Origin of the sequence: Nitrincola schmidtii (genome assembly GCF_008973715.1) — a bacterium.
In the GTDB taxonomy this organism is placed as follows: Bacteria; Pseudomonadota; Gammaproteobacteria; order Pseudomonadales; family Balneatricaceae; genus Nitrincola; species Nitrincola schmidtii.
On record NZ_WBOL01000013.1, the window covers coordinates 1 to 11,644 of the forward strand.

General features: G+C 38.4%; 8 protein-coding genes and 1 tRNA gene. 3 read left to right on the forward strand and 6 right to left on the reverse strand.

Annotated features, from left to right (window positions below; genetic code table 11):
- Positions 1 to 293: 293 nt before the first annotated feature.
- Positions 294 to 1,862, reverse strand: a complete 1,569-nt coding sequence (locus F7R24_RS11620; protein ID WP_151671430.1) for a site-specific integrase — start codon at positions 1,860 to 1,862, stop codon at positions 294 to 296.
- A 437-nt stretch (positions 1,863 to 2,299) separates the two neighbouring features.
- On the opposite strand from F7R24_RS11620, the gene F7R24_RS11625 reads away from it, so the two are divergent.
- Both F7R24_RS11625 and F7R24_RS11630 read left to right on the forward strand, forming a co-directional pair.
- Positions 2,300 to 2,707 (forward strand): hypothetical protein, encoded by a 408-nt coding sequence (locus tag F7R24_RS11625; RefSeq protein WP_151671431.1) that lies wholly within the window; start codon positions 2,300 to 2,302, stop codon positions 2,705 to 2,707.
- A gap of 7 nt (positions 2,708 to 2,714) precedes the next feature.
- Entirely contained in the window at positions 2,715 to 3,209 is a 495-nt protein-coding gene (locus tag F7R24_RS11630) for a hypothetical protein (protein WP_151671432.1), read from the forward strand.
- Positions 3,210 to 3,462: 253 nt separating this feature from the next.
- On the opposite strand, the gene F7R24_RS11635 is transcribed toward F7R24_RS11630, so the two are convergent.
- The 5 genes from F7R24_RS11635 to gltX form a co-directional block, all read right to left on the reverse strand.
- Complete coding sequence (locus F7R24_RS11635) at positions 3,463 to 4,965, reverse strand: replication endonuclease (RefSeq protein ID WP_151671433.1); 1,503 nt, start codon at positions 4,963 to 4,965, stop codon at positions 3,463 to 3,465.
- A gap of 313 nt (positions 4,966 to 5,278) precedes the next feature.
- Positions 5,279 to 6,499 (reverse strand): MobV family relaxase, encoded by a 1,221-nt coding sequence (gene mobV / locus F7R24_RS11640; RefSeq protein WP_151671434.1) that lies wholly within the window; start codon positions 6,497 to 6,499, stop codon positions 5,279 to 5,281.
- Between the two features lie 158 nt (positions 6,500 to 6,657).
- Positions 6,658 to 8,172, reverse strand: a complete 1,515-nt coding sequence (locus tag F7R24_RS11645) for a site-specific integrase (RefSeq protein WP_151671435.1) — start codon at positions 8,170 to 8,172, stop codon at positions 6,658 to 6,660.
- 107 nt (positions 8,173 to 8,279) lie between these two features.
- Positions 8,280 to 8,355 (reverse strand) — tRNA-Ala (locus F7R24_RS11650).
- 83 nt (positions 8,356 to 8,438) lie between these two features.
- Positions 8,439 to 9,923, reverse strand: coding sequence for a glutamate--tRNA ligase (gene gltX, locus F7R24_RS11655; protein WP_151671436.1), 1,485 nt, complete (start codon positions 9,921 to 9,923; stop codon positions 8,439 to 8,441).
- Between the two features lie 395 nt (positions 9,924 to 10,318).
- Between gltX and F7R24_RS11660 the strand changes: the two genes are divergently transcribed.
- On the forward strand, positions 10,319 to 11,635 hold the full coding sequence (locus F7R24_RS11660) for a DASH family cryptochrome (RefSeq protein WP_151671437.1): 1,317 nt from the start codon (positions 10,319 to 10,321) through the stop codon (positions 11,633 to 11,635).
- The last annotated feature ends 9 nt before the right edge of the window (positions 11,636 to 11,644 follow it).

Genomic DNA, 11,644 nt, shown 5'->3' on the forward strand with positions numbered 1-11,644 from the left:
ACTATTCTCCAACAAATACCCATTCACTCATCAAAACTGAATCCGTCGAACACATTAAGTGAAATTAGGAAAAAACTAACGAGGAAGATATTCGGCAAATATACGCGGTTTTAGAGCAGCGTTTACATAAGGTAATGAAGATACAAAGATCGGAGCTAACAGCTAGAAGTACAAAACAAAAGATGCTACCAATAAAAAAATATATAAATCAATAGCATGCTTGTTTAAATCTAGTGAACAAAGCATGCCATCATGACTCAAAACAAATGATACAGCCTACTTAAATCAGTAAATTACCATCGCAAGTGTGTGCATATTTCATTGAACTTGAGCTTATCAATAGCATCCTTCATCATTTCAAGATCAGCATCTGCTCCATAATGACCATATGTCAGCTGTTTATGTGAATGCCCCATCAGATTTGCCGCAATAGCCTCTTGCACACCTAGCTTTTTCAGTTCATTTGAAAATGTATGCCTGAAGCTATGAAAGACCTTAGTTTCATCAAAATTAAGTTTTTGAAAGGCTTTACTGAAGTACTTTGATGGGTTTGTACTGTAACTATGCCTAGATTTCTTAATCTCAGGGAATAGTCTAACCTCACCCTTTTTCTCTAGAGCTGATACAAAATGTTCAAAACCAATATCTATCAAGTGTGAATGTATGGGTATAACACGCCAACCAGAATCTGTTTTGAGCCTTTGATCCTCTGCTTCCTCTCGAAGGGTTAGGTGAGGTATTGCACTCTTGAGGTTTATATCTTTAAGGTAAAGTTGACATAATTCAGCTAATCTTGCCCCTGTATAAAGTGCCAACAACGGCAACCAAAACTTATACGGTCTTGCTACACGCTCGGGGTTATCATTTTGGAACAAACTCTGCTCAAAAATTACTTTTAAGTCATTGGCATCAAATGGCTTTCTACTATCGATGGTTCTTTTTGATTGCTTAATTGCAGTCCCTTGGACAGGATTAGTGTCAAGATAATAACCATTATTTATTGACCAAGCCATAACAGCACTGAACTGTTTCAAATACTTATTTACTGTTGCAGTTGAGATAAGATTTTGATCATGTTCAAGTTTAGTGCACTCAAGTAATGATAATCCTTTGAATAACTTAATCTTGCTAGCATTTGCCGGCATCTTCAGCAAACTTTCTTTGAAGTCTCTAACTACAGACTTGTTAATCTCACTAACTTTATGTGTTGATAGTAGTCCAGTAATGATGCTTTTAGCCACTTCATAATCGCGTATGGTAGATGGTGCCTTCTTTGCCCTTTTAGCCTCTTCTATGTACTTATCCCAAACCTCAGAGATAGACAAAGATTCCTTTTGGGCTTTGGATGGAGCCATTGAGAGCTTGTCAGCGCTTGGCTCTGAAGGAAATCTGCTATCAGCTATCTGCTTGTAAATACTTTCTAACTGTTTCTTTTCAGCAACTTCAAGAGCCTTATTAAGACCGATGTGGTGCTTACTATACAATGAGATAACTTTTTTTAGGGTTAGAGAGTCGATGTTCTTCTCAAGTAATGTTAGATTAACTTGAACCCAAGTTGCCTTTTTTTCAAGTAAATCTATAGCAATCATAGCCTTTCTAACTGCATCTACACCAAGCTGACTATTGTCTTCAGCAATGTGGTCGCGAACGGCTTTAAGTTCCTCAAGTGCTTTCATATGGCATATATCACGAAGCAGACTCTTACACAATTCACTCAATAATAACGCATTTTTACGTGCGATTCTTTTGCAACGTGTTTTAAGCGATAATTTTATAGCCGCCCTTTTGCCATGGTATTTGTGAATATATCTAAAATGATAGATGCCTGAAGATGGAAGGACGAGATAGTCTGCATATGACATGAAGTGTACCTGCAATTGTACCTTTCATGTGAAACTGGATAAGGGATAGTCTACTGATTAAGATTAAACTATTAAAATCATAATGTTACAAGAAGTGGTGGAGTCTAGGGGGGACGCTAATTCCGGCTATTTTATAAAGAATAGTACTTACAAAACAATGATTTAACTATAGTACTATAAGCGTCCATGTGTCTGGTGTCACCCCTTGGTGTCACCTCCTATAGTCCTAACTATAGACAAAAGGGATTAGGTTAACAACACCTCTTCCCCTTGAAAGGGAAAAGTTAATGTAAGCCAAATGAAGCCGTATGGCATCGATTACTTACTGTAAGTTTGGCTGGTCACATGATTATGATGTGGTATAGAATTTAAGCAACAAGGTGGAGGTTCGAGCACACCTACCGTTACCATTTGCTCTAGAATAATGGAATGTTCTTATGTCATCAAAAACAGAAAATGATAAATCAAAAAGAAAAAACCTGCCCGGCTGGTTTGTTCTACTAGTTTTATCTTCACTTGCCACATTTATCTGGTATCAAATACCTGAATCATCTCATCCTCCCATCAATCAGGTAGAGACTAAAAAAAGCCCAGTTATTGACGAGTATAATGCACTTATTACATGTCAAAATAGAGTGCGGAATAATATGAGATCGCCTAGTTCCGCTAAATTTCCTCCTATGCGTGATATTAATGTGTACAAAGTTGATGAAAACGAGTGGCTCATAAGAGGCTTTGTTGATGGACAAAACAGTTTTGGGGCTGTTGTACGAGAACACTACGAATGCCAAGTTGAATACACTGGTCAATTACTTATAATTCATAACTTTAAGTTTATAAAATGAGGAAATTATGAATAAAATAAAATATGCTCTAGCCTTGTGTGTGTTATCTGTTTCTTCCACAGTTAACGCATTCGAAACATTTAATACTGAACAAAGCATAATAACTGAATTGGTCAAATGTTCAAATCCACGAGTTCTTCCAGCAAGTCAAAACAGTGCAGCTCTTTACGGCTGTATTGGTGGTTTAGGTGAGACTGTTAAGATATTTATAAATGGAAATAGTGGAAGTAATACAATAAGAAACTTTCGCTTTATGTGGAATGAATATACAACAAGTTCAATCTCTGGAACTTCAGCCGCTCAGGATAAAGATGTTGCAGAATCATGGTTATTAAGTGTTTCTGAACGATATTTCAAAAGCGAAAGTAATGAAATAAAAAACCATTTTTTCAATAGCACAGATAACAAAAAATTTACTAATGATAACTATACAATTGAATATACGTTTCATCGCGGACCATCAATTAACGAAAGACTTTTAACAATAACAAAAAATAATTAAATGCTTCAATAATAAGTGTAACTGTATGGTTACACTTATCTAAAACTTAACAAAAGGTAAACAAAAACTTAGTTAATGTCCATCTTTCCCCTTTCCAGCCCCGAAGGGGTAATCTTATCTTATGACATCTTCTCTTAATTAAAGACCTACATTTCCCTTTAAAGGAAAAAACAACTTAGTAAAAGATGAATAAACAAACAATTTTAGCGGCATTAGCCGCTTATTTTTTATTTATTAGTTAATTGGTGGTTAACTAAATGTCGAGTAGGTTTATTTCACCTAAATCATCATCAAATTCATCTAAATCACCTAAATAAACCTCAACTTCTTGGGGGTTTGGCGCAAGCTCACCCCCCCTTGAATAATGTACAACAACTGTTCCAGTATCATTTTTAGTTGTGGTTGTTGTACCACAGACTAATTCCGATTTTTCTTCAAGCTCTTCTACTTCTTGTGCTGTTAATAAGCGGTTTTTGTTAATAATTAGTGTTATGTTGGTTGGTGTTAAAATAAGCTCTAAATGGCTTAATTTAGTGTATTCTCCGCATTCGCTTTCCACATAAACGCCTTTAAAATAGCTGTTATAGTTATAGTAAAAATCCAGCTTTTTTAAATGGCTTTTTGTATCACTTTTTAACATAGTTGCTAGTTCATTAATTAAGGGTATGTTGCCATAAACTGCCAATAACTGGTTACGCATTTTATATAAGTAGTTATATTTTGTTTTAAATTTACTTAACCCAAGTATGTTATAACGCCTAATTTCCCTGCCATTTGTGCGGCTGTACCATGCCGCAGCATCCGGGCAGTTAAAGCTTTTAAGGACATATTTCATAACGTAGGAGCTAGGTTTAGCCAGTTTTTTACCAGCAGGTAAACGGCTTTGCGGCTTAATATCCAGCATGTAATTTGGGCAATTATGTACACGTGCAATGTTTTTACGTACTTTAATTAAAATGCGGTATAGCTGTTTTAATTGGCTTGGTTTTACAAATAAAGCAGCATGTACGTGGGGACAGCCATCTTTATGTGGTTCGGGCACAACAAAACCTAGTAACTGTATGCCCGCTTTATGAGCCATAACATAAACTTTGCGGTATGCATTATTGTAAATAAAGGCAAGGGCTTCGCGGCTACTGTAACCGCCCCAAGAACACTTGCCTTTGCTGGGGTTTGGGTGATACTCAGGCGGGGCTGTAAAAGTGGCTAAAACGCTTATTAAACCGAGGTTTTCAGCTATTGCTTCGGTCATCTTTAAATCGCTAACAATTTCTCCAATTCTGTCTTTTTCGGTGGGTACAATGTCTGCAAGCTTGGCAGTGTAATGCTGTCCGTTATAAGCAGCAATAGTAACACTATTACTGCTTAAATAATCCTCGTTTAACTGTTGCTGTATTTTGTAATTATAAGCTGTTTTGCTATATACAAACTTGCTATTAGCCCCGACTAGTCTTTTACTAAAAGCATATTGCTCTAAATAGTAGCCTCTAAGCACTTTTACCCAGTACTTTTTAACAAGCGGCTTTGTTTTTAAACGTACAGCTAATTTAGCAAGGTTTTTTGGGCGTAATGAGCAATGTATTATGCACGGTAAAAGCTCATTTGCAGTTAATTGCTCGCTATCAAACGCTATTGTGTAAGGGCTGGCTTTTGCTATTTTGTTAATAACATCTGGATTGGGTAAGCCAACAGTATTATTTGCTTGGGCAAACTTGTTTACCTGTACAAATTGGGCATAATTAATTGATTTTTGCATGTATACATCCTGTATTTTAAAACTCCATGTTTTAAGTACAGAATGCGGCTGGAAGGGCTAAATTATTTCATTTTTTTTGGTGTAAACTATTTACAATCCTCAAAGTAGTGCTATAATTTAATTAACTTTTGGTGCAGCTGCGATCTGTACCTTTCTAAACCCTAGTGTTAACAGCACTGGGGTTTAACTTTTTATAATGCTTAGTATAGTATAAACTAAATAAAGTTTAATTTATTTATTAAATAATATTGAAACTTAACGCAAGCTTAATAAAACACAATCTTGCATTAGTTTTATTATTTTATTGTATATTTCATCGTGTAAGCCCTCTATCGTTATTATTGTTTCTATAATACTCTTGGCGCATTGCTTGTTTTTCCAGCTCTAATTGCTTGTTTAGCTGTTGTTCGCGTTGTAACCGTTGTTGTTCTTCGATTTGCTTTATTTGTTCTTCATATTTTTTATATAAAGCTAATTGCTCGCTAATTTGTGCTTGTTCATTTATTAACTGTCTGTTTATAGCTCTTAAATCGTTATTTTGATCTTTAACTCTATCAACGATTGAATGTGCTTTTTCTAGCTGTTTATCGGCATGTTCAAGCTTTTTATCTACTATTTTTGATTTGTGTCTATCGTTGTTAATTTGTCTTTTTAAGTATGTAAGCTGTTTTTCGTTATATACAACACGCTTTAATAAAGCTGCGGCTTGTTTTTCAAAAGACTCTTGAGGATTTATAAGTGTTTTGAGTATGTTTTTAACACTGTTTTTAAACTCTGGCATTTTGATTTTTTCATCATGTTCCAACATGCCGTAAAACTGTTTAATAGTCGTATGATAAGCTTTAGAATTCTTTATTCCGCGTGTTAAACCTAGGGGCTTCATTGCGTCTGCGTACTCATCTTGCATTAAGCTCATTTCATCGCTTTTACCACCAATTAACGCTCTTGCATTGAGTTTTCCATTAACAATAGGAACAATATGTACATGCAAGTGCGGTGATCTTTCGTCGTTGTGTAAAACAACACTAACAGCATTATCTCCCCATTTTTTCTCTATGTACTGCATTTGAGCATCGATCCATTTTCTTAATCTCTCGTTGTTTGGGTCATCTTGAAAATACTCATTGCTTGCAGTTAAAACCTGTTCTACACACAAAACAGCATTGTTTCGAATCTTTGGCTTGCCGTTTTTATGTCGAACTTCTATGTGCTGATTAAGGTAATTTCTAACATCAGCTGTGAGATCGCCTGTGCCTTTTAATTGCCTGTTAAGATGAAGACGCTCAGGGTCAGCGTTAGGTGTGTGTTGTAAGCGCTGAATATGTTTACCTGCACCTGTTATTTGCGAAAAAGTTTTAAGCTTCTGAGTACGCATAATAGCTTTCCCAGTGCCGCTTTTTCGACTGTTTTTCGATGTTTGTTTTACGTTATCATTGTCATTTTTCTTTGACTTTTTAACGTGTGAATTTCGCTTACGTGCTTTCTCTTCATTTTCGCTTTGAGCTTGATTCTGCCTCTGTTCTCGTGTTGCCATAATAGTAATTCCATTTAATAAAATCCTTGTTGTTAAAATTAAAAAGGGGGAGGACGAGCGGACATTTTACAAAGTAAAATGTGGAGTGAGTCCCCCTTTTTAATTAAACTAATTATAGACCACTAAATAAAGGTTGCAAATAATAAGTTAAAATATTTTTATTTATTGTTAAAATCATTCATATATTGTTCGAAATCACACCATTTGACATGATCTAAATTAACGTTAAAAACAACTCTATTTAATAAAATCGACTTATTTTCAATTACAGTTTTACCTCCGTAATTGCCTGTTACTGTCTTACTGCTGTGTCCGAGTGTTATTGCTATTCTGTCGTCGCCCAAATCTAATTTGTTTCGCATATAATCTGTTATTGTATGCCTGAACATATGAGTACCCCAGCCTTTAGGTTTTGCACCAATACAGTTTACTAAATAGCCCTCCCACGGCAGATTACTATTAAACCAATCTGATGGACTTTTAGCCCACTTATTGCTTGTATTATAAGTAATTCCATCAAAAAGCATCGCAGTTATACCTAATTTTTTTCGTTCTTGATAAAAATCCATAAAACCGGCACTTAAAATTGCGTTATGTATTGGCACTTCACGCTTTCCGTTTTCAGTCTTACTATCCCGTATTTTAAAGTAATAAACTTTACTTATTGGGCACTGATTAATGTCCTGTACTTGTAAGCCAGCAGCTTCGCCAATACGGAATCCGGTATAAGCACATATTAAAGGTATCCAAAACATATAAGAATATATAACTTTGGGGGATACATTGCTTGGTGGTGCAATATTTTTATATATGTAGCCGTTAAAAATAGCTTCGAAATGATGGTCGGTTAATGTACCTTTATTTTTTGTTTTGCCTTTAATTATTAAGTCATTAAATACAGTCGTGCTAATTAATTGTTGCGTATTTCCAAAATTTATTGCTTCAATTAATAATTTCAGGTATTTGCTTGCCGTAGTTGCTTCTATGGTTTCACCTCTAAACTGTATGTTTAAAATAGCTTCCCTTACATTTATTGCATTGTCTCTGGTGTACCCGTTTACAGGCTTATTTGGTGCTAATTTACATATTTTATTCAGTCGTCCTGATAACTGAGAGTATGTTTTAGGATTTTCCCAACTTTTGTTATCTACTTTTTCTTTGGTAAAAATTTTAACAAGTTCAGTTAGTGTTATACCTGTAACAGCTTTTGTTGTTTTATCGTCTTCAGTAAGCTGTTTGTATTTTATGTATAGCTCTAGGTCTTTATCGGCATTTCCTGTATCAAAAACAGTCCCATCAGGTGCTTCTATTTTATTAATGATTTTTGAAAAATCGACAGGTTGTGCAATAGGTGGCTTAAAAGGGTTGTGTTTTACCCTTTTTTTAGTTGTTTTAACCCTTTTATCGCGTTGTTTACGCTCTTCTTCTTCTCGTTCCCACATTGTTAATAACTCACTCTTAATTTGATGTGGGTTATTATAGGAATCGAAGTCATCACTGCAAGTTAAACTGTGCCAGTGGTTGGCAAGGCTATAAACGCGCTGTTTAGCCGCTGTAGGGCTTTTTGTTTGTAAGCTAAGGCGTATGTCGCGTGTGGGGTAAAAACGTCTAGGAAGTGAAAAGCGGGCGTAGTAAGTGCCTGTGTGTTTGCGGTAAGTGTGAGGTATGTGCATGTGCAGTGCTCCGGTCTAGCCGGTGGTGTCACCCCTTGGTGTCACCTGCACTGTTTTTTGCCTTTAACAATTCATAACTAACTGATTTTTAAAGGTAAAAAATGTATTGGTGGAGTCTAGGGGGATCGAACCCCTGACCTCAACGCTGCCAGCGTTGCGCTCTCCCAGCTGAGCTAAGACCCCAAGTCATGAAGACGGTGCGTATATTAAGATTCATACGCACCTCTGTCAACTACTCTTTTTAGACGTTTTTCATCGGGTTAGCTTTAGGCTTGAATCTCGGCAAATTCTTTTTCCCAACGCTTGGCTTCTTTTTTAGATGTGCCACCCAATTGATCCAATGCGAAACGCACGCGTGCACGACTCATATCAGGTCCGAGAATCTGCATGGAATCAACCACCGAGACACTTTGCGAGGTTCCTGCGATTGCCACGAACAAAGGAAAGAGGAAGTCACGGATTTTGTATCCCATGCCTTCGCCCAAGGCTTTTAATCCCGTAAATAAGCTGTCTTTATCCCATTGAACTTGCTTATCTAAATACCAGGATGCGAATTGTAGAATGCGACGACAATCTTCTTGCGTTAATGATTTATGCGCAAAACTATCGGCGTTTATTGGCATCATGCCAGATAAGAAAAATCCTGCTAACGGCGCAACGTCGGAGAATTTTTCGACACGCTGTTGTATCAGGGGAATAATTTGCATCAAGTATTCTGGATTGAGTGCCCATTTTTGGAATTCAGCGGCGAAGGCTTCGGTAGAAAGATCTTCACGTATCCACATGCCGTTTAACCAACTGAGTTTCTCTTGGTCAAATACGGGGCCACCCAGTGAAACTCGTTGAAGATCAAAATGGCTGAACATCTCATCACGACTGAACTTTTCACGTTCATCGGGCATCGACCAACCCATACGACCCAGATAATTTAGCAGGGCTTCAGGCAGATAACCCATGCGCTGGTAATAGAGGATGCTGGTAGGGTTCTTGCGCTTGGAAAGCTTAGACTTGTCGGGATTACGCAACAGTGGCATGTGACACAACTGTGGCATGTCCCAGCCGAAGTATTCATAAAGCAGTTTGTGTTTAGGCGCTGAGTTGATCCACTCTTCTCCACGAATAACATGGGTGATTTTCATCAGATGATCATCAACGATATTGGCCAAGTGATAGGTTGGCATGCCGTCGGATTTTAACAGAATCTGAGCATCTACTTGTGCCCAGTCCAACTCCATTGGACCTCGCAACATATCATCGATAACGCATATCCCGGATTCCGGAACCCGCATACGAACCACAAACGGCATACCAGCAGCACGACGACGATCAGCCTCGTCTGCTGGCAACTCTAAATCTGTCTGTTTTAAAGCAGTATGATCGCCACTGGCGCGTCTCGCGTCGCGCAGTTCATTCAACTCTTCAGGTGTTCTGAAACACAAGAAAGCGTGCCCTGCTTCCACCAAATGCATGGCGTAGTCTTTGTAGATATGTTTGCGTTCGCTTTGACGATATGGACCGTGTGGACCGCCAATATCGGGACCTTCATCCCATTCCAAACCTAACCAACGTAAAGAATCTAAGATCGCTTGTTCTGATTCAGCCGTACTTCGTGTTTGGTCTGTATCTTCAATACGAAGGATAAACTCTCCACCGTGTTGACGGGCAAACGCCAGGTTAAACAACGCAATATAGGCGGTGCCGACATGTGGGTCACCGGTAGGTGACGGTGCGACACGGGTACGAACTGTCATAGCGATAGGTCTCTGTAATCGGTTAGAAAAACTAGAAATGTAAAACAATATTATAGCCTGATGAGCGGATGAACTGCCATGGCCGCCATACGCACCAATATAAAGCATGAACAAGGATTATCGCACCAAAACAATGCGAATATTGGTTATTTCTGAAAACGCAAAACTTGATTAAAACGAAATTAATTTAATTATATTAATTACTTATAAAAACTGGCACGCATACTGCTTTATATAAATCAAGATTTGACAGGCTCTCAAGCTTCAAATCGCTTTTTTTCGCACTCGAGGGGCACTGCGATACCGCCACATCTTAGGATGTGGCGTTTTTTTTTGCTCTAAATTTACCCTTATAGCGTATCAGGATTAATTATAAAGCTATAAGGTTTGCACTCGTGAGCACAACACACCTTTTCTGGTTTACTCAAGATCTTCGTTTAGATGATAACCTGGCACTTCACCAAGCCTGCAACTGCGATAAATTGCTGTTAGTGTATTGTCTTGATCCTACTGAGTTTAAACCCAATCGTTATGGCATTCAGGGTATGAGTCAACACCGATTGCGTTTTCTATATGAAGGCTTGATCGCTCTGGATAAACAACTGCAAACGCTTGGGCAAACTCTGTTAATCTGTATGGGCAATCCTGTTGAAATTCTTTCCTCTTTGATTCATGAGCATAAGGTCGGTCATGTTTTCACGTCAGATATCGTCGGAAGCTATGAACGAAAACGCTGGAATACCTTAACTCAGCGTCATCAAGAGGTGAGGTTTTCACGAACGAACACCTCTCGATTGTTTGAATTGGATCAACTTCCTTTCAGTTTAGAAAACTTGCCTGAAAGCTTCAGCGGGTTTCGCAAACGCGTTGAACACCTCGAAATTACACCGCCCTGCCCTTCGATCGTTCACTTGCCACCTTCTGTGACTAACGATCACAAATGGCCCGTGACACTTGATCGTCCTGCTGCTGATGCTTCTTCACCTTTTCAGGGAGGAGAAATTGCTGCCCTGAGGCATATTAATGACTATTTTAGTAGTGAGGCGCCACAACGCTATAAAGAGACGCGCAATGCATTGGATACCTGGGAAGATTCGACTAAATTCTCGCCCTGGTTAGCTCAAGGTAGTTTGTCGGTCAGACGAACCTTGGAAGCCTTAAAGCAACATGAAGCCAAATTTGGCGCTAATGACTCGACCTATTGGATCTTTTTTGAACTACTCTGGCGCGAATATTTTCATTTCAATGCCCTTAAACTGGACACGCTACTGTTTAAGTTTTCGGGCAATAAACAGAGAAAACCGTTAACCAGTTTCTACCCACAGCGATTTAGAGCTTGGTGTGAAGGCAATACACCCAGTTCTGCGGTTAATGCCTGCATGAAACAACTCAATGCTACAGGTTATATGTCAAACCGAGGACGACAGTGGGTGGCCAGTTACTTGGTTAATGAGATGCGTATCGACTGGCGTTACGGCGCAGCCTATTTCGAACAACAATTGTTAGATTACGATGTTGCCAGTAATTGGGGTAATTGGCAGTACTTAGGCGGTGTTGGAGCAGATCCGCGAGGACAACGTCACTTTAATCTGACTAAACAAGTGCAGATGTATGACCCTGAAGGTGAGTTTATTCGGCGTTGGGCTGGTGATAGCAAAGTGACGCATCTTGATACGGTCGATGCAGCTGACTGGCCGATTATGCGCCATTAAAACGATACA

Coding starts and splice junctions, on each gene's coding strand:
- F7R24_RS11620 (WP_151671430.1), bottom strand. CDS start 1,862: ATGTCATATGCAGACTATCTCGTCCTTCCATCTTCAGGCATCTATCAT.
- F7R24_RS11625 (WP_151671431.1), top strand. CDS start 2,300: ATGTCATCAAAAACAGAAAATGATAAATCAAAAAGAAAAAACCTGCCC.
- F7R24_RS11630 (WP_151671432.1), top strand. CDS start 2,715: ATGAATAAAATAAAATATGCTCTAGCCTTGTGTGTGTTATCTGTTTCT.
- F7R24_RS11635 (WP_151671433.1), bottom strand. CDS start 4,965: ATGCAAAAATCAATTAATTATGCCCAATTTGTACAGGTAAACAAGTTT.
- mobV (WP_151671434.1), bottom strand. CDS start 6,499: ATGGCAACACGAGAACAGAGGCAGAATCAAGCTCAAAGCGAAAATGAA.
- F7R24_RS11645 (WP_151671435.1), bottom strand. CDS start 8,172: ATGCACATACCTCACACTTACCGCAAACACACAGGCACTTACTACGCC.
- gltX (WP_151671436.1), bottom strand. CDS start 9,923: ATGACAGTTCGTACCCGTGTCGCACCGTCACCTACCGGTGACCCACAT.